The 17,163-nt window shown below is 58.3% G+C and carries 17 protein-coding genes; 7 read left to right on the forward strand and 10 right to left on the reverse strand.

Going from position 1 to position 17,163, the window contains the following annotated elements; genetic code table 11:
- Positions 1-67: 67 nt before the first annotated feature.
- On the reverse strand, positions 68-1,027 hold the full coding sequence (locus tag CFBP1590_RS14875) for a site-specific integrase (RefSeq protein WP_088235389.1): 960 nt from the start codon (positions 1,025-1,027) through the stop codon (positions 68-70).
- A gap of 176 nt (positions 1,028-1,203) precedes the next feature.
- On the opposite strand from CFBP1590_RS14875, the gene CFBP1590_RS14880 reads away from it, so the two are divergent.
- Positions 1,204-2,211: a DNA-binding protein gene (locus CFBP1590_RS14880; protein WP_088235390.1), complete on the forward strand. Its 1,008-nt coding sequence runs from the start codon at positions 1,204-1,206 to the stop codon at positions 2,209-2,211.
- A 15-nt stretch (positions 2,212-2,226) separates the two neighbouring features.
- On the opposite strand, the gene CFBP1590_RS14885 is transcribed toward CFBP1590_RS14880, so the two are convergent.
- The 3 genes from CFBP1590_RS14885 to galU form a co-directional block, all read right to left on the reverse strand.
- Positions 2,227-3,528 carry a hybrid sensor histidine kinase/response regulator gene (locus CFBP1590_RS14885; protein WP_167383096.1) on the reverse strand — a complete coding sequence of 434 codons (1,302 nt, stop codon included), beginning with the start codon at positions 3,526-3,528 and terminating at the stop codon, positions 2,227-2,229.
- 66 nt (positions 3,529-3,594) lie between these two features.
- The gene (gene gorA / locus CFBP1590_RS14890; RefSeq protein ID WP_029244576.1) at positions 3,595-4,953 is read right to left on the reverse strand and encodes a glutathione-disulfide reductase; all 1,359 of its coding nucleotides are present in this window, start codon (positions 4,951-4,953) and stop codon (positions 3,595-3,597) included.
- 105 nt (positions 4,954-5,058) lie between these two features.
- Positions 5,059-5,898 (reverse strand): UTP--glucose-1-phosphate uridylyltransferase GalU, encoded by an 840-nt coding sequence (galU, locus tag CFBP1590_RS14895; RefSeq protein WP_029244575.1) that lies wholly within the window; start codon positions 5,896-5,898, stop codon positions 5,059-5,061.
- Between the two features lie 455 nt (positions 5,899-6,353).
- On the opposite strand from galU, the gene CFBP1590_RS14900 reads away from it, so the two are divergent.
- The gene (locus tag CFBP1590_RS14900) at positions 6,354-6,635 is read left to right on the forward strand and encodes a hypothetical protein (RefSeq protein WP_004879674.1); all 282 of its coding nucleotides are present in this window, start codon (positions 6,354-6,356) and stop codon (positions 6,633-6,635) included.
- 48 nt (positions 6,636-6,683) lie between these two features.
- Here CFBP1590_RS14900 and CFBP1590_RS14905 read toward each other — a convergent pair whose 3' ends face one another.
- Positions 6,684-7,034 (reverse strand): hypothetical protein, encoded by a 351-nt coding sequence (locus tag CFBP1590_RS14905; RefSeq protein ID WP_029244574.1) that lies wholly within the window; start codon positions 7,032-7,034, stop codon positions 6,684-6,686.
- A gap of 167 nt (positions 7,035-7,201) precedes the next feature.
- Between CFBP1590_RS14905 and CFBP1590_RS14910 the strand changes: the two genes are divergently transcribed.
- The 3 genes from CFBP1590_RS14910 to alkB are packed head-to-tail and all read left to right on the forward strand — an operon-like array spanning position 7,202 to position 8,412.
- On the forward strand, positions 7,202-7,507 hold the full coding sequence (locus tag CFBP1590_RS14910) for a DUF1883 domain-containing protein (RefSeq protein ID WP_004879678.1): 306 nt from the start codon (positions 7,202-7,204) through the stop codon (positions 7,505-7,507).
- Positions 7,508-7,529: 22 nt separating this feature from the next.
- Complete coding sequence (locus CFBP1590_RS14915; protein WP_029244573.1) at positions 7,530-7,709, forward strand: hypothetical protein; 180 nt, start codon at positions 7,530-7,532, stop codon at positions 7,707-7,709.
- Between the two features lie 25 nt (positions 7,710-7,734).
- Positions 7,735-8,412 carry a DNA oxidative demethylase AlkB gene (gene alkB / locus CFBP1590_RS14920; protein ID WP_088235391.1) on the forward strand — a complete coding sequence of 226 codons (678 nt, stop codon included), beginning with the start codon at positions 7,735-7,737 and terminating at the stop codon, positions 8,410-8,412.
- Between the two features lie 17 nt (positions 8,413-8,429).
- Here alkB and CFBP1590_RS14925 read toward each other — a convergent pair whose 3' ends face one another.
- From CFBP1590_RS14925 to gnd, 4 genes are all read right to left on the reverse strand, one after another.
- Complete coding sequence (locus CFBP1590_RS14925; protein WP_088235392.1) at positions 8,430-10,250, reverse strand: glycoside hydrolase family 15 protein; 1,821 nt, start codon at positions 10,248-10,250, stop codon at positions 8,430-8,432.
- A gap of 147 nt (positions 10,251-10,397) precedes the next feature.
- Positions 10,398-11,228 carry a Cof-type HAD-IIB family hydrolase gene (locus CFBP1590_RS14930; RefSeq protein ID WP_029244570.1) on the reverse strand — a complete coding sequence of 277 codons (831 nt, stop codon included), beginning with the start codon at positions 11,226-11,228 and terminating at the stop codon, positions 10,398-10,400.
- Positions 11,221-12,753, reverse strand: coding sequence for a glucose-6-phosphate dehydrogenase (gene zwf / locus CFBP1590_RS14935; RefSeq protein ID WP_088235393.1), 1,533 nt, complete (start codon positions 12,751-12,753; stop codon positions 11,221-11,223). The genes CFBP1590_RS14930 and zwf overlap by 8 nt, the downstream gene beginning before the upstream one ends.
- Positions 12,753-13,727, reverse strand: a complete 975-nt coding sequence (gene gnd / locus CFBP1590_RS14940) for a phosphogluconate dehydrogenase (NAD(+)-dependent, decarboxylating) (protein ID WP_088235394.1) — start codon at positions 13,725-13,727, stop codon at positions 12,753-12,755. The genes zwf and gnd overlap by 1 nt, the downstream gene beginning before the upstream one ends.
- Before the next feature lie 311 nt (positions 13,728-14,038).
- Here gnd and CFBP1590_RS14945 point away from each other — a divergent pair, with 311 nt between their 5' ends.
- Positions 14,039-14,212 carry a DUF6026 family protein gene (locus tag CFBP1590_RS14945; protein ID WP_004879692.1) on the forward strand — a complete coding sequence of 58 codons (174 nt, stop codon included), beginning with the start codon at positions 14,039-14,041 and terminating at the stop codon, positions 14,210-14,212.
- Between the two features lie 258 nt (positions 14,213-14,470).
- On the opposite strand, the gene CFBP1590_RS14950 is transcribed toward CFBP1590_RS14945, so the two are convergent.
- On the reverse strand, positions 14,471-14,962 hold the full coding sequence (locus tag CFBP1590_RS14950; protein ID WP_004879694.1) for a GNAT family N-acetyltransferase: 492 nt from the start codon (positions 14,960-14,962) through the stop codon (positions 14,471-14,473).
- Positions 14,963-15,556: 594 nt separating this feature from the next.
- Here CFBP1590_RS14950 and glgA point away from each other — a divergent pair.
- Positions 15,557-17,149: a glycogen synthase GlgA gene (gene glgA, locus CFBP1590_RS14955; RefSeq protein ID WP_004879695.1), complete on the forward strand. Its 1,593-nt coding sequence runs from the start codon at positions 15,557-15,559 to the stop codon at positions 17,147-17,149.
- Positions 17,150-17,163: the final 14 nt, after the last annotated feature.

Below are 17,163 nucleotides of genomic sequence, written 5' to 3' on the forward strand. Positions count from 1 at the left end.
AGTGAAGCTTACGCATGATCGATGACAAAGGCTCATTGGCAAACCTGATGTCACTGATTGCTTTTCGCTATGGAAGCGGCTTATCAATAGAAGAAACCTTCAGGCCGCTCTGGCTCTCGGGAGAGCTCAAAAATGGTGCGGCCTCAATGTAACGCATCGCGGACTTCATGTCCCTCCAGCCCACATAGGCCATCAGTGACTTGAGGTCCCAGCCGCTACGGTGCGCCCAGCTCGCGAAACCACGACGCAGCGAGTGGCTGGTGTACTGTTGCGCGGCAATCCCGGCGCGGCTCAGCGCCTGACGCAACACAGGAATGATGCTGTTGGCGTGCAGCCCCTCCTCGCCCAGATTGCCCCAGCGATCCACGGCCCGGAATACCGGGCCGCGCACCAGTGCCGAACAGTTGATCCAGTCTATATAAGCCTGAACCGGACACAGTCGCTGCAAGGCCGGCGTCTGGTAAGTCCTGCCTGCGTTTTCCCGATCACCCTTGCTACGGGGCAGATAAAGGCTGATGCCCGCACCGGAAATCGCTTTGACGTCCTGAATCTGCAGACGACACAGCTCGTCGCTGCGAAATCCCCGCCAGAACCCCAGCAGGATCAACGCCGTGTCCCGTCGACAGCGCAACAGTGCGGGCTGATCGTTACGGGCCTGCGCCTGAAGCGCTTCGACCTCAAGGCAAGTGACAACCCGCTCCAGATCATGCAACTGCAAGGGCTCGGCCTGCTTTTCCTGCGCCGGATGCAGGGCGCGAATACCTTTGAGCACCTTGCGCACGACAGGTGAGCGCGTCGGATCGACGAACCCCTGACTGGAATGCCACTGAGACAACGCCGACAGGCGCGACTTCAAGGTATTGACCGACAGCTCACCCGCGTACTGCGCCAGATACCGCGCCACGCTCTCGCTGGTCGCCGGCAGAAATCCGCCCCACGTCACTTCGAAGTGCTCGATGGCAGCCCGATAGCTGCGGCGCGTGTTGTCTCGGGTGGCCGCTTCCAGATAACGATCGACATCATTCATGAGCAAAACCTGCGTAGGTGTACCGGCCGGGAGCGCAAATCAGCGTCCAGAGCGCCTGACACGGGATAATACGCCAATATCCCATGCTATTGAATTCTCATAATGACGGTTTTTATTAATCAATATAGTATGTAAATACAGGGTACATACCACAGTACGAAATCGTAGGAGCAGACATGGCACGGGGCGGCGTAAACAAGGCATTGGTGCTCAAGGCAAGGTCCGCCCTGCTCGCCCGCGGCGAAAACCCCAGCATTGATGCAGTACGTATCGAAATGGGCAATACCGGATCGAAAACCACCATCCATCGGTACCTGAAGGAGCTTGAAGCCGCTCACTCACCCGCCCCCGATATCAATGAAGAACTGACGGAGCTGGTGGCCAAGCTTGCCGACCGGTTGCAGGGACAGGCGCAGGAGCGCATTGATCAGCTATGCGTGGACAACGCCGCCAAGTGCGCAACCTTGCAGGAAGCGCTCTCGGCGGCGCAGAAGAAAACGGAATATCTGAGTGAGCAGATCCAGCAGAAGGAGCAGACGCTGGAGCGACAAGCCACTGCCCTGCTCGACTTGCAAGAAACCCTGCTCACCGTGCGAAGCGAAAACACCCGACTGACTCAAGCCAACTCGGACCTGGATTCCCGCCTGCTGGACAAGAATGAGCAGATCCGCTCCCTTGAAGAAAAGCATCAGCATGCGCGCGATGCGCTGGAGCACTATCGCAATTCGATCCGGGAGCAGCGCGAGCATGAGCAGCAACGCCATGAAGGTCAGGTCCAGCAGTTACAGATGGAGCTGAGACAGGCACAGCAGAGCCTGAGCATTCGCCAGGAAGACATCACCCGTCTGAACCGCGACAACGAGCGATTGCTGGCAGAAGCCCGCAGCACACAGCGCGACCTGAATATTCAGAAGGACCTGACGGACAAGGCCGGCGCTCAAGCCGCAGCATCGATGAGGGAACACCAGCAAAGTCAGACACAATGCGCCCTGCTGGAAGAAAAGATACGAATCCTTCAGGAAGACAGTGTCGACCTCAAGCAAGGCCTGAAAGATGCCCAGCAACAGAACCGGGTGCTGGAACTGCTGCTGATCAAAAAGGAAGTGGCGCTGGAAGCTCTGAAAGCTGCTGGCGAGCCATCTCCCAAGGTCAGTTCCACCCGGAAGAAACCGACAGCACCCTGAGGCATGAGAGGACGTTCAGTTCAGTGAGTCCGTTTCACAGGGCAGGTACAGATCGACACGAGTCCCCTGCCCCTCAGCGCTTTCGATCTGCACATGCCCGCCGGTCTGCCTGATGAAGCCGTAGACCATCGACAATCCCAGCCCTGTCCCCTGGCCGACAGGCTTGGTGGTGAAGAACGGATCGAACACCTTATCGATCACCTCCTGACTGATACCGCAGCCATCATCCGCAACGCTGAGGACAACGTACTCGCCCGGTGGCAGCGCACCCTGCGGCTTACTGATGCTTATGGCCCGAGTCAGCACCTCCAACCGACCGCCGCCCGGCATTGCATCGCGCGCATTGATGACCAGATTCAACAAGGCGTTTTCCAGCTGATGCTCATCGGTGCGGATCAACCGCAAAGCCTCATCGAATTCGAAATACAGGAAGATTCGGTCGGATAACGTGCCCTGCAGCAGTTCCTGCATGGAGCGAACCATCCGATTGACATCAACCGCACAGGTATTGAGCGCCTGACGCCTGGCGAACGTCAGCAACCGCTGGGTCAGCGCTCCGGCGCGGTTGGCGGACGCAATCGCAGCATTGACGTAGCGCTCGACATCATCGAGACGACCCGCTGCAACCCGGCGCCTGATGAAATCCAGCGCACCCAGCACGCCCGTCAGCATATTGTTGAAGTCGTGAGCAATGCCGCCAGTCAATTGGCCGACGGCGTCCATCTTCTGCGCGTGGCGCAACACCTCTTCGGCCTGCGCCCGTTCGCTGATCTCGATCTGCAGCAGCTCATTGGCATGCGCCAGTTCCTGAGTACGCTCGGCAACCCGCTGCTCCAGATTTTCGTTCAGCTCGCGAAGCGCTTCTTCGGCCCGCACCTGAGCCGTGATATCGGTGTGAGTACCCAGCCAGTAAGTGATGTGACCCTGCTCGTCGCGCATTGGCGATGCCCGCGAAAGGAACCAGCTGAAAGCGCCGTCCCTGGAACGCAATGCAAAGGTGTCTTCCCAGATGGAGCCTGTCGCAAAGCAGTATTGCAGACGGGCCATGACGCGCTCGCGGTGCTCGGGATGAAGAACGGAACGCCAGCCCAGCGCTCGCATTGCCTCAAGCGAAGACCCGGTATACAAATACCAGCGTTCGTTGTACCACTGAACATGGCCACGGGGATCAGCCGTCCAGGCCAGCTGGCTCATGTTGTCGGCGAGTAATCTGAATTGACGCTCGCTCTCGCGCAGCACATCGATCTGCTGCAGGGAGCCCTGTTCGTGACCGGTCGAATGCAAGGGCATCACGGACGTCGGTTTTTGCCTGTTCATTGGAGGGGTCCTTCCTTTGGTCTATGTCACTCCGGGACTCATCCTGAGTCCCGGACATTGCCTGATCTAGCGTTTAACCGGTGTACGCATGGTGACAAACTCTTCTGCAGCGGTCGGATGCACACCAATGGTGTCGTCGAACACCTGCTTGGTCGCGCCCGCCTTGATCGCAATCGCCAGACTCTGCACAATTTCGCCCGCATCCGGTCCCACCATATGGCAGCCCAGCACGCGGTCGGTTTTGGCATCGACCACCAGCTTCATCAGGGTGCGCTCCTGATCGTCGGTCAGCGTGAGCTTCATCGGCCGGAAACGGCTTTCGAATATCTGCACCTCATGACCTTCCTCGATAGCCGCCTCTTCGGTAAGACCCACCGTACCGATGTTGGGCAGGCTGAACACCGCCGTCGGGATATGGTTGTAATCCACCGGACGGTATTGCTCCGGCTTGAACAGGCGGCGGGCCAGCGCCATGCCTTCGGCCAGCGCGACCGGAGTCAGTTGCACACCACCAATGACATCGCCGATCGCCAGAATGGATGGCTCGCTGCTCTGGTAGTTTTCGTCGACTTCAATATAGCCGTGCTTGTCGAGTTTGACATTGACGTTGTCCAGCCCGAGGTTATCGAGCATCGGACGACGGCCCGTGGCGTAGAACACACAGTCGGTTTCCAGCATGCCGCCGCCTTTCATGCTCAACTTCAGCGTGCCATCAGCCTGCTTGTCGATACGCTCGATGTCGCTGTTGAAACGGATATCCATGTGACGCTTGAGCAGTTCTTCGTGAAGATGCGTGCGCACACTGCCGTCGAAACCACGCAGGAACATTTCACCCCGATACACCAGCGTCGTTTCCGCGCCCAGACCGTTGAAGATGGAGGCGAACTCGACCGCAATGTAACCGCCGCCCACCACTACGATGCGCCTCGGCAACTCCTTGAGGAAAAACGCCTCATTCGACGAAATGGCATGCTCGCGACCAGGCACATCAGGAATCAGAGGCCAGCCGCCAGTTGCAATCAGAATACGCTCGGCGCTGTAGATCTGGCCGTTGATCTCGACCTTTTGCGCACCCACGATCTTTGCGTGACCTTCATGCAGCGTGACGCCGCTGTCGACCAGCAACTTGCGATAGATGCCGTTGAGGCGGTTGATCTCGCGATCCTTGTTGGCGATCAGGGTCGGCCAGTCGAAACTCGCTTTGCCCAGTGACCAGCCAAAGCCTTTGGCGTGCTCGAAATCTTCGGAGAAATGCGAGCTGTAGACCATCAGCTTTTTGGGCACGCACCCGACGTTGACACAGGTCCCGCCCAGATAACGGCTTTCGGCAACCGCCACCTTTGCACCAAAACCGGCAGCAAAACGTGCCGCCCTGACGCCACCTGAACCCGCGCCAATTACAAACAGATCGAAATCGTAAGCCATCAATGTCTCCTTAGCAGGGGCACAGCATAACCGCTTGGCGGCCAGTCAGAAATGACAAAGCCACCCGAAGGTGGCCTTGACTTGAAACACGGACAGGCAGATGAATCAGTAAGCCTTGCCAGTCTTGTAGAAGTGCTCGAAGCAGAAGTTGGTTGCTTCGATGTAACCTTCGGCGCCGCCGCAGTCAAAACGCTGGCCCTTGAATTTGTAGGCCAGAACGTTGCCTTCTGCAGCCTGCTTCATCAGTGCGTCAGTGATCTGGATCTCGCCACCCTTGCCTGGCTCGGTCTGTTCGATCTTCTCGAAAATGTCCGGCGTCAGGATGTAACGGCCGATGATGGCCATGTTGGAAGGCGCATCTTCAGGCTTCGGCTTCTCGACCATGTCGGTGACACGGAACAGGCCTGGTTTGATCTCGTCGCCAGCGATAACGCCGTACTTGTTGGTCTCGTTAGAATCGACTTCCTGAATCGCGATGATCGAGCAGCCATAATGGTTGTGCAGCTTGACCATCTGAGCCAGAACACCGTCGCCGTCCAGGTTGACACACAGGTCATCCGCCAGAACCACGGCAAATGCTTCGTTGCCGATCAGTGGACGACCACTCAGGATCGCATGACCCAGGCCTTTCATTTCGGTCTGACGGGTGTAGGAGAAGCTGCACTCGTCGATCAGTTTACGGATACCAACCAGGTATTTTTCCTTGTCGGTGCCCTTGATCTGATGCTCAAGCTCGTAGCTGATATCGAAGTGGTCTTCCAGCGCGCGCTTGCCGCGACCGGTTACGATGGAAATCTGGCTGAGGCCCGCAGCGAGAGCCTCTTCTACACCGTATTGGATCAGTGGCTTGTTGACCACCGGCAGCATTTCCTTGGGCATGGCCTTTGTCGCTGGCAAAAAGCGAGTGCCGTAACCGGCTGCTGGGAACAAGCATTTCTTGATCATAAAAGTCCTTGATAAGGGCTGTTGGTGTTAACGGCGCAGTCTAATCAGGCGGCGGTCACCTTACAATGCCCGCCACAGGCCGTAGGATGTCATGGTAGAGGCACATGAGCGCAGATAGTTCCGCGAAAACGCTTATATAGCGACCATCGAACACAATCCGCCGAGCCCTTGCACAGGCATGGCGTTTGCATTGAGCTGCGCGCCCAGACCACTCACCGCCGGTTTACCGACGATGCATGCAGGCCATGATCTGCCCAAGCGTAGCCGAGATATGTGCGTCCGATAAATGAATCCATCGGTCACTCATCAGCTCCTGACGAAGCGGCTTCCAGCGGGATGGCAGAAAAGTGACGCACTGTATTTATCCTTGAAACATGGCGGAACGATGGCACCGCTCTCCAGTCCAAACACCGCATCCGCCAGTCCGCTGGCCTTATTCTTCTGAAGCGAAAAACATGATCAGACTTTTGTCCATTATTGCCGTACTGGGCCTCACCGGCTGTGCCACCGCGTCCAACACCTATCTGAAAAACGGCAAGCAGGGGCTGAGCATCGACTGCTCGGGCGAAGCCATGTCCTGGGCGAGCTGTTATGAGAAAGCCGACGCCTCGTGCGCAGGCACCGGCTACGAGATCGTCGGCACCGACGGCACGCCACAGCCGGCAGAAAGCGAGAAGACCCTGGGCGTGGATGTCGGCAACTACAAAAGCCGCAGCGTTCTGGTCGTCTGCAAGTAAGCCGTTGATTCAGCCCGCCTCGGCATCAGGCTCGGCGGGCGGCCTCTATCAACCCGATATGCAGGCCTCTGCAGCATGCTGAACGTCGCGAAAGCGGATCGGCACATTGGCCAGACGCTCATAGACCTTGATCGAGCTGCCTCCCGAGCGGGTTTCAACGTCAATCACGGCGGTCGGTGACTTGCTCATTTTCTGCGCGACAATCAGGCGCAGTCCTTCGTGATGAGGCTCTACAGAAGGCGTCGCGCGACTGCTGCTGATCTTCTCGATGAAACAGTCTGCGTACTCCTGAGGGTTCTTGCCCGAGATCACGCTCATGGTGGCAGGCGTATGCTCGATGTCATTCACCGTCGCGCAGCCAGTCATTGCCAGTGCCAGGATTACAACTGCCAGTTTCATACAATCCTCCAAATAAAGGTGGTACGACCAGCATGGGCCCGATTAAATTCCCGAGAAACGCTTTTTTGTCCATAAAGAGCACAATTAACCGCTCTTTGACGTCAATTGGCCTACGCCGCATGCTATCGTTTTGATTTTTCAGAAAAAGACATTCCCCGGAGTTTTACATGAAATTCGTACACCAGCGTGAGCACCTGAACGAGGACGATCTGGTCGTCATCCAGTGCTCACAGCTCTGTAATATCCGCCTGATGAACGACGCCAATTTTCGCGCCTTCAAGAACGGCGGTCGTCACACTTATCACGGCGGTGCGTTCGATACGTTTCCGGCCAAGATCGCAGCGCCAAGCACCGGTTTCTGGAACATCACCATCGACACCACCGGACGCAAGCCGGATGCCAATCCGGGTCGCAAACCGGCCTTCACCCATTCCATCAAGATCGTACGTCGCTCGACCTCCAGCCTGCGCTGATACGCCGATACAAGGAATCGCCATGAACAGTCCCGCTCGCACCACCAAATACGCCGTCAGCTACAAACTCAACGGCGAGCGCCGCTTTGAATTCGCCCAGTTGCAGTCTGCATCCGTCGAAGAAGCCCGCGCTGCGCTGGAGAAGATGCACGGCCACGGCGACGACCAGATCAGCGACGTCAAAGTCAGCAAGGCTCTGTAGACCGTAGCAGGTATTGAATCCGATCATGCAACGCAAGGCCGACCTTTCCGCTACCTTCGATCTGTTTGCCGGTGAAGAGCCCCAGCCCGCGTCCACCCTGCAGATAGGTCCACAGTCATGGCTGTTTCGCGGCCTTGCCCTGCCGCTCATCGAACGGTTATTGCCCGCACTGCATGAAACGCTGTCCGGGGCGCCGTTCAGGCACATGGTCACACCTGGCGGCCACACCATGTCAGCGGCGCTGAGCAGTTGCGGCCCGCTGGGCTGGGTTACCGATCCTCACGGCTATCGCTACAGCCACACAAACCCGCAAACCGGCCAGCCCTGGCCCTCAATGCCTGACATCTTTCTGGAACTGGCTCAAGACGCCGCGCAGAAGGCCGGCTTCGCCGACTTTGTGCCCGATGCCTGCCTGATCAATCGCTACGTTCCCGGTGCGAAGATGTCCCTGCATCAGGACAAGGACGAACACGACCACCGCTGGCCGGTCGTGTCCGTATCACTGGGTATTCCCGCCATATTCCAGTTCGGCGGCCTGCAGCGCAGCGACAGGCCTGAGCGTATATCGCTGTTTCATGGCGATGTGGTGGTCTGGGGCGGCGAAGATCGACTGCGCTTTCACGGGATACTGCCCGTCAAGCCAGCCGTGCATCCCCAGCTAGGCGAGCAGCGCATCAACCTGACCTTTCGCAAGGCCGGCTGACGCTTCAGCAGTGATAATCAGACGCAGCCGTCGATCCCGCCGGAAGTACGCGCCCAGGCAGGACACACCGTCCTGTGAAGGTTCAGCGCGGTATTGATGATGCCGATGTGACTGAACGCCTGCGGGAAATTCCCGAGCATACGCCCAGCCTTCGGGTCGTATTGCTCGGCCAGCAGGCCGACGTCATTGCACAGGTCGCAAAGCCTGCCAAACAAGGCCGCCGCTTCGTCGGCCCTGCCCAGTAGCACGTAGGCATCGGCCAGCCAGAACGAACAGACCAGAAACGTGCCCTCGCTGCCCGACACGCCATCCACACTCCGCTCGCCGTCGTAGCGCAGCAACAGACCATCCTGCATCAACGTGCGCTCGATCTCGGCCACTGTGCCGATCACGCGTGGATCATCGGCAGGCAGAAAACCGGTCAGCACAATCTGCAGCAGACTGGCATCGACCTCTTTGGCACCGTAGGTCTGCACGAAACTGTTCAGCTGCGCATCGAAGCCGTTATTGCAGACGTCGGCGTGGATTTCATCAGCCACGTGCCGGTAATGCCTGGCCAGCGCGCGGTCTTCGTCGCTCTCGGCCGCTTGAGCGATCTGCGTGGCGTTACGGTCGAACGCGACCCAAGCCATGACCTTGGAGTGGGTGAAGTGTCGAGGCTCGGAGCGGATCTCCCAGATCCCGGCGTCTGGCCGATGCCAGACCTTTTCCAGAAACGGCATGACCACTTTGGAAATCGCGACGCTGCGGGGATGACGTGGCATGCCGCCCTTGAGTGCCTGAATCATGGCATCAGCCACTTCGCCATACACATCCAGCTGAACCTGAGTGGCAGCGCCATTGCCAATACGCACGGGTTGCGAGCCCTCATAACCGCTTAGCCAGGGCAGTTCGTATTCGGCCAGGCGTCGCTCACCGCCCACGCCATACATGATCTGAATCTGTTCAGGATTCCCCGCCACCGAGCGCAGCAGCCAGTTGCGCCATGCCGTCGCCTCCTCGAAGTAGCCCAGGTTCATGAAGGCCAGCAGGGTCATGGTTGCATCCCGCAGCCAGCAATAGCGGTAATCCCAGTTGCGTTCACCACCCAGTTGCTCGGGCAGCGAGGTCGTGACGGCAGCAACGATTCCGCCAGTCGGGGCGAAGGTCATCGCCTTGAGCGTGATCAGCGAGCGCTTGACCTGATCGGTCCAGGGGCCGACGTCTGGGCAGCGATCCGAAAACTCGCGCCAGTAGCGCTCGGTTTCTTCCTGCGCGTGCACCGTATCGATGCTCGCCTGAACCGGCAGATAAGACGCCTGGTACGCCAGGGTGAATACCTTGCTCTCGCCCTCGACGACCTTGAAGTGGCTGGCGGTGTGATGATCTTGAGGGAGCAGTGGCACCGGACTGCGCAACACGAGCATTTCCGGCCCTGCGACAGCAGTCAGCGTGTGCGGATCCTTCTTCTCGACCCAGGGCACGCTACTGCCGTAATCGAAGCGTATGGCCAGATCCATGTCGAACGCGACCTCTCCGGACAGACCGATCACGTTGCGCACGACATGCCCGGACGTGTTCATGGGCATGAAATCGACCAGCATCGCCCGACCCTCGCGGGTCTCGAATACCGTCTCCAGAATCAGCGTGCCGTCGCGGTAGCGCCGCTCTACGGATACGATTTCTGCGTGTGGCGCGATCTTCCAGCGGCCATGGTCGCTGTCGCCAAGCAAGGCCGAGAAGCAGGAAGGAGAGTCGAAACGCGGGAAGCACAGCCAGTCCAGCGACCCATCGCGTGAAACCAGCGCGGCAGTCTGACAATTTCCCAGCAGTGCGTAGTCTTCAATCAATGCGGCCATTCGTAATGCTCTGATTTATGAACAGTTGCCGTCATGAATACCCGCTCTTGTGAAGCCCACGCAAGTTAAATACAGACAAGGGAGATACAGACAAGAAATACAGACAGGTGAGATACAGCATCGCCGCCCCAGCGGGCAGCGACGTTGTCAGCCCAGGATGTAACGCCTGATCGCGGTTGCGACACCATCCTCGACATTGCTGCCGGTGACATGGTCAGCCTGACTCAGCACACTGGCCTCGCCCTGCCCCATCGCAATCGAAACACCGGCCTTGTGAAACATCGCCACGTCGTTGCCGCCGTCGCCGATGGCTGCCGTGTGCGCGAGGTCAACACCCAGGTAGTCGGCCAGAGCAACCAGCGCAGAGCCCTTGTTCGCTTCCAGCGCCGTGACATCCAGGTAATAACGCTGCGAACGCGCCGCCAGCGCCAACCCGTCGATGAGTGGATTCAGACGTGTTTCAAGCGTCTTCAGCAGTTCGAAGTCCTTGCTCGCGGCGACAATCTTGTCGACACGATCCAGATAGGGCTCGAAGCTGCTCACCCGAACCGGCTCATAGCCCAGCGCATCGCGCTCATGCTCGACATAGTCGCCCTCAGGATCGAGCAGCAGCCAGTCGTCATCGGCGAACACCCAGATCGAGACTTTCTGGGTCGCAAAGAGATCAAGGCAGGTGCGTACTGCCGACGGGTCGATGCGGTGCGCCGCCAGCAGGCGGCCATCAGCGTGGGTAATGGTCCCGCCGTTGAACGCAACCGTTGGCAGCTCGATGCCCAGCGCCTCGATCACTTCACGCATCGCACGCGGCGGTCGACTGCTGGCCAGGGTGAAATGGACACCCGCCAGTTGCAGATCACGCACGGCGTCGATGTTGGCCTGACTCAGGCTGTGATCGGGGCGCAGCAACGTACCATCGATATCGGAAAGCAGAAAACGTACAGACCGTTCGGACACAGACACATCAGTGTGTTCAGACATTAAGTTCCCGCCATTCACGACCATCCCGGCTCAACAACTCGTCACCGACTTCAGGACCATCCTTGCCGGCGTCGTACAGTGTGACCTCGGGCTTTTTGGCCCAGGCATCGAGAAACGGCTGCACGGCACGCCAGCCGTTTTCGATATTGTCAGCACGCTGGAACAGCGTCTGATCCCCGGTCAGGCAGTCGTAGATCAGCGTTTCATAGCCGGTCGACGGCTGCATCTCGAAGAAGTCCTTGTAGGCAAAACCAAGCTCGATGTCTTCCATCTCCAGCGTCGGGCCAGGGCGCTTGGCGAACAGATCGAACCACATGCCTTCGTTGGGCTGAATCTGGATGCGCAGATAGTTCGGCTTGAGCCGATCCACCTCGGTATCGCGGAACTGCGCATAGGGCGCGGGCTTGAAGCAGATGGCGATCTCGGTACTGCGCGCACTCATGCGCTTGCCGGTGCGCAAGTAGAACGGCACGCCTACCCAGCGCCAGTTGTCGACCATGACCTTGAGCGCCACGAAGGTTTCCGTGGTGCTGTCGGCTGCCACGCGATCTTCCTGACGATAAGCGGGCACCTTGCGGCCGGACATCTCGCCTTCCGCATACTGACCGCGTACCGAATTGGCCAGTGCCTCTTCTTCGCTCCAGGGACGAATCGCCCCTACCACCTTGGCCTTTTCCCCGCGCACGGCATCGGCACCAAAGGCAGCCGGCGGCTCCATGGCAACCATCGCCAGCAGCTGAAACAGATGATTGGGCACCATGTCGCGCAGAGCACCGGTGTTTTCGTAGAAACTGCCACGGGTTTCAACGCCAACCGTTTCCGCAGCAGTGATCTGCACATGGTCAATGTAATGGTTGTTCCAGAACGACTCGAACAGCCCGTTGGAGAAACGGCTGACCAGAATGTTCTGCACCGTTTCCTTGCCCAGATAATGATCGATGCGATAAATCTGCTTTTCGCTCATCACCTTGAGCAGGCAATTGTTCAACTCCACCGCACTGGCCAGATCGGAGCCGAAAGGCTTCTCGATCACCACGCGACGAAATCCGTCTTCGGTTTCCTTCAACAGACCGGACGACCCCAGACGCGCCGCCACTTCACTGAAGAAGCGCGGTGCCGTAGCAAGATAGAACACCGCGTTGGCAGAGCCGGTGCTCTTTATCTTGCTTTCGATGTCCAGATAAGTGGAGTCATCCAGGAAGTCGCCCTGCACATAACTGATTCGCTCGGCAAGCTTGCCCCACAATTCGGGGTCCAGAGGATCCTTGCCCGACTCGGAGACCTTCGCGGCAGATTCGTCACGAATGAAGTTTTCAAGCTTCTTCGCAAAATCGGCGTCGCTGATCGCGTTGTGATCGACACCGACAATGTGCAGGCCTGAGTCAACCAGACCGTCACGCGCCAGATTGTAGAGCGCCGGCATCAGCAGGCGTTTGACAAGGTCCCCGTGCGCACCGAACAGAAACAGCGTTGTTGGCGGTGCGACGTCGGCTTTTTGCTCGGATGTGCCGCGTGACAGGCCCATTACTTGGGTTCCTTGTGACCACCGAAACCAAAGCGCATGGCCGACAGCATCTTGTCAGCGTAGGAGCTGGTCTGGCGAGACCGGAATCGCGCAAACAGCGCGCTGGACAATACAGGAACCGGAACAGCCTGCTCGATGGCGGCCTCGATGGTCCAGCGGCCTTCACCGCTGTCGGCAACCGAGCCGGAGAACGCATCCAGCTGTGGATCGGTGGCCAGTGCGTCGGCGGTCAGGTCCAGCAACCAGGACGAGACGACGCTGCCACGACGCCACACTTCAGCGATGTCTGCAGTGTTCAGGTCAAAGCGCTGTTCGGCTGGCAGATGTTCGGAGTTCTTCTGCTTGAGCAGATCGAAGCCTTCCGCGAAGGCCTGCATCATTCCGTACTCGATGCCGTTGTGGATCATCTTCACGAAGTGGCCTGAGCCAGCGGGGCCGGCGTGGATATAGCCATGCTCCGCACGATGATCAGTCGATTTGCGATCCTTGGTGCGCGGGATATCGCCCATGCCAGGAGCCAGCGTGGCGAACAGCGGGTCGAGACGATCAACGATCGCTTTCTCGCCACCGATCATCATGCAGTAACCGCGCTCCAGCCCCCAGACACCACCGGACGTACCGACGTCCACGTAGTGCAGCCCCTTGTCGGTGAGTTCCTGCGCACGACGGATGTCGTCTTTATAGAACGTGTTGCCGCCGTCGATGATCACGTCATCGGGCTCAAGCAACTGGCTCAGGATCTGAATCGTGTCCTCGGTCGGTGCGCCCGCTGGCAGCATGACCCAGATTGCACGCGGCGCCTGCAGGGCACCCACCAGTTCGGCCAGATCGGCCGCTGGCGTCGAGCCTTCATTGGCCAGGGCGCTGCGTGACGCTTCGTCACGGTCATACACCACGGTGGTGTGACCATCGAGCATCAAACGCCGTGCGATATTGCCGCCCATGCGGCCCAGTCCAATAATCCCAAGTTGCATGAAGTTGCTCCTAAACTCGTAAAAGGGGCCTCACTTGTCGTCCAGCGCTTCAACAGTCAGTGAGCATGCTGGTTAGTCAAGCGAGACAGAACGTCGGTTCCCCTGAGGGACGTGACAACAGCGGTGCTGCCAGTGAGTGCATTTTGTCGCGATCGATAAACGTTCGCGACCATGAAAAATAAAAAAGTTCCAATTTAACGCAAAAGAAATCAGAATCTGTGCCGATAGAGAGGTTAGCAGCGGCCACTCAGGGATTGATAGTCATTGCCACGGACCTTTCCAGGTTGAATCCACCATTTGCGAGGTGAGCAATGGGCACTGTACTACCAGCACTGGCACCACAAACCCTGTATGTGACAATCCGCCGCGACGAACTGCGTGCGTTGAAAGAAGAACGTGAGCAACTGCAGAAGAAAGTCGCTCATCTGAGCATGATGCTTCAGCAAACCCAGCTGACCTCTTCCGGTACAGCTCTTCAACTCTAAAGATTCACCCCCTGCGCAATGACCGCCCCGAGGCAAGCCCGATCCGCTGGCTTGCCCGCCTGATCCCCTCCCCGCTCTTCCTGTCCGGCTACGCCGGCAAGCAGCCGTAATCAACGGTCCCAAAGCTTTTCCGGATCAGACAGTGCGCACATTTTGCGCCAGTTCGGTTTCGCGGGCCAGACACATTTCGCAACGCCAGAAACACTGCCACCGCGTCAGAGCGCTGTGCGAAGCCCTGATCTGGCTGCGTCGCCGCGATTACAGCGTTTTTTGCCAAAACATGGCGCGGCCCATTTCCGGGTTCAGCTGATAGCTGTCGAAACCGACCTTGCGATACGCTGCCTGCGCGACATCGTTGCCTTCCAGCACCTCGAGCGTCAGCTTGCAGCACCCGCGCTGGCGCGCAATTTCTTCGACCTTGGCGAGCATTTTTTGGCTGATGCCTTTACCGCGGTGCTCGGCAATGACCGCGACGTCGTGGATATTGACCAGGGGACGACAGGCAAAGGTGGAAAAGCCTTCGAAGCAATTCACCAGCCCCACAGGCTCACCGGCGATGAATGCAAGAACACTGAATGCATGAGGCCGCTTGGCCAGTTCGATCGCCAATTGCTGGCGCGTATCGCTCGACAACGGCTTGCCCGTACCCATGGCATCCAGCGCATATTCGTTCAAGACGAACCCGATCGCAGCTGCGTGTACCGGATTGGTGTAACTCGCCTGCAGTACCAACACCTCTGGGCCTTCCATTTCCATCCCCGTCAACCAATGAGTCTTCATACAGCGTTTACGATGAGGCCTGCGCAATCAATGGCAGGCCAAAGGACCGTGATTCTATCCCGCCCTGCTCCAAAATGTTCCAGCACAGATGTAGGAAGTTTCTTCTGGTGCTCGTGAATTGACCATTGCCTGCACCTGGAAAAGGCAGCGTGCATCCATTCAGCCGGAAAAAGCAGAAAAGGCCTGGGCATTTTTCACGAAACGAATGGGATCCCGTTGATTGTCGAACAATCCGACGGCCGGTCATCACCCGATAAGTTCGTCGAACGCCGCCCTGAAAAAGCGCAGACATTGCACCGGCGATGCCCGCAAACAGGCCGCCAAGCCTTGCTCCAGACGACCGCCGGTAAAATACTCGAAACTTCTCCAAAAGCGCCGGGTCAGGTGAATAGAGCGCCTATGCTGTTGGCTTATTGCCCGCAATGCCTCCATCACGTTGCATCGCTGCTATGTATAGTCCAAGTCGGTACTGTTTTTGCGTAGTGCAGGTGCACGTACCCGGCCATAGGAAATGGCCAATAAAAATCATGTGATGCACCAACACTGTTTTAACGGGAGAAAACGATGATTAGCGCCGCTGTCAAAACCCAGAAGGGAGAGAGTTTTAATCAGCCGGCCAGCGAGCTGACTCATCTGCCGGTTTTCGCTACGACGAGCGTTCCACTGCTGCAACTGCCGACTTCGACTTCACAGCCCACACTTTCCCAGGTCAACAAACGCAAAGTCCTGTTTGTGACTTCAGAACTGGCTGACCTGGTGAAAACCGGGGGTTTGGGCGATGTGTCTGCTGCCTTGCCGCGAGCCATGCGTCACCTGCACGATGTCCGTGTGCTGATACCCGGCTACCCGCAAGTGATCAATAGCGGCAACCCTATTCATATCATCAGCCAGCTGGGCGGCTATGCCGGGCTGCCTGCGTGCAAGGTCGGGCGGATGGACATGAAGGACGGTCTGGTCATTTATGTCCTGATCTGCCCTGAACTGTATGAGCGTGAAGGCACGCCTTACGCCGATCGCCACGGCCGTGACTGGTCCGACAACCACATCCGTTTTGCGCGTCTCGGACTTGCCGCAGCTGACTTTGCAGCAGGTGCAGTGAAAACGCAGTGGTGCCCTGAACTGGTTCACGCCCATGACTGGCCGGCCGGACTGGCCCCCGCCTATATGAAATGGCGCGGTCAGACCACGCCCAGCATCTTCACCATTCACAATCTGGCCTACCAGGGCACTGTAAGCACCGGTTCAAGCCGCGAGCTCGGCATCCCTGACGAAGCCCTTCAGGCCGAAGGCATGGAATTCTACGGCAAGCTGTCGTTCATCAAGGCAGGCATGGCGTACGCGAACCACATCACGACGGTCAGCGCGACCTACGCCAGGGAAATCACCACCCCCGAATTCGGCTGCGGCCTGGAAGGTTTCCTGCAGAGCAAGGCCGAGAAGGGTCAGCTGAGCGGTATTCCCAATGGCATCGACGCCAGCTGGGACGCCTCCACCGACGAACACCTGATCTGCCACTTCGCACCCAATGAATGGCTGCGCAAAGAGATCAACGCCGACTACGTCCGTGAACTGTTCGACCTCGACGCTTCGACCGGCCCGCTGTTCGCAGTCGTCTCGCGCCTCGTGTACCAGAAAGGCCTGGACCTGACGATCGGCGTGGCCGAGCACATCGTCAACAATGGCGGCCAGATTGCAATCATCGGTCGCGGTGAGCCTGAAGAAGAAGACGCCATGCGTGCGCTCGCAACGCGCTTCCCGGGTCGCATCGGTGTGCGTATCGGCTTCAACGAAACCGACGCCCGACGCATGTTCGCAGGCAGTGACTTCTTGCTCATGCCTTCCCGTTACGAGCCTTGCGGCCTGAGCCAGATGTACGCCCAGCGCTTCGGTTCGCTGCCGGTGGCCCGCAACACAGGCGGTCTGGCAGACACCATCGAAGACGGCGTGACAGGTTTCCTGTTCAACGAATCGACAGTGGAAAGCTATACCGAAGCCCTGAACCGCGCGTTCCAGGTATTCGCTCACCCAGAGTTACTCAATGCCATGCGCTGCCGCGCCATGGCCGCCCCGTTCAACTGGCATCAAGCGGTAGAGCCCTACGCAGAACTGTATCGCGATCTGTTGAAGAAAAATGCGGGTGCTTCAATTCACTACTAAGGAAAAAGGGGTCA

Origin of the sequence: Pseudomonas viridiflava, from assembly GCF_900184295.1 — a bacterium.
Taxonomy (GTDB): Bacteria; Pseudomonadota; Gammaproteobacteria; order Pseudomonadales; family Pseudomonadaceae; genus Aquipseudomonas; species Aquipseudomonas viridiflava.

What these genes read in the sequence shown, in the direction of transcription:
- CFBP1590_RS14875 (WP_088235389.1), bottom strand. Translation starts at nt 1,027, where the DNA reads ATGAATGATGTCGATCGTTATCTGGAAGCGGCCACCCGAGACAACACG.
- CFBP1590_RS14880 (WP_088235390.1), top strand. Translation starts at nt 1,204, where the DNA reads ATGGCACGGGGCGGCGTAAACAAGGCATTGGTGCTCAAGGCAAGGTCC.
- CFBP1590_RS14885 (WP_167383096.1), bottom strand. Translation starts at nt 3,528, where the DNA reads ATGAACAGGCAAAAACCGACGTCCGTGATGCCCTTGCATTCGACCGGT.
- gorA (WP_029244576.1), bottom strand. Translation starts at nt 4,953, where the DNA reads ATGGCTTACGATTTCGATCTGTTTGTAATTGGCGCGGGTTCAGGTGGC.
- galU (WP_029244575.1), bottom strand. Translation starts at nt 5,898, where the DNA reads ATGATCAAGAAATGCTTGTTCCCAGCAGCCGGTTACGGCACTCGCTTT.
- CFBP1590_RS14900 (WP_004879674.1), top strand. Translation starts at nt 6,354, where the DNA reads ATGATCAGACTTTTGTCCATTATTGCCGTACTGGGCCTCACCGGCTGT.
- CFBP1590_RS14905 (WP_029244574.1), bottom strand. Translation starts at nt 7,034, where the DNA reads ATGAAACTGGCAGTTGTAATCCTGGCACTGGCAATGACTGGCTGCGCG.
- CFBP1590_RS14910 (WP_004879678.1), top strand. Translation starts at nt 7,202, where the DNA reads ATGAAATTCGTACACCAGCGTGAGCACCTGAACGAGGACGATCTGGTC.
- CFBP1590_RS14915 (WP_029244573.1), top strand. Translation starts at nt 7,530, where the DNA reads ATGAACAGTCCCGCTCGCACCACCAAATACGCCGTCAGCTACAAACTC.
- alkB (WP_088235391.1), top strand. Translation starts at nt 7,735, where the DNA reads ATGCAACGCAAGGCCGACCTTTCCGCTACCTTCGATCTGTTTGCCGGT.
- CFBP1590_RS14925 (WP_088235392.1), bottom strand. Translation starts at nt 10,250, where the DNA reads ATGGCCGCATTGATTGAAGACTACGCACTGCTGGGAAATTGTCAGACT.
- CFBP1590_RS14930 (WP_029244570.1), bottom strand. Translation starts at nt 11,228, where the DNA reads ATGTCTGAACACACTGATGTGTCTGTGTCCGAACGGTCTGTACGTTTT.
- zwf (WP_088235393.1), bottom strand. Translation starts at nt 12,753, where the DNA reads ATGGGCCTGTCACGCGGCACATCCGAGCAAAAAGCCGACGTCGCACCG.
- gnd (WP_088235394.1), bottom strand. Translation starts at nt 13,727, where the DNA reads ATGCAACTTGGGATTATTGGACTGGGCCGCATGGGCGGCAATATCGCA.
- CFBP1590_RS14945 (WP_004879692.1), top strand. Translation starts at nt 14,039, where the DNA reads ATGGGCACTGTACTACCAGCACTGGCACCACAAACCCTGTATGTGACA.
- CFBP1590_RS14950 (WP_004879694.1), bottom strand. Translation starts at nt 14,962, where the DNA reads ATGGAAGGCCCAGAGGTGTTGGTACTGCAGGCGAGTTACACCAATCCG.
- glgA (WP_004879695.1), top strand. Translation starts at nt 15,557, where the DNA reads ATGATTAGCGCCGCTGTCAAAACCCAGAAGGGAGAGAGTTTTAATCAG.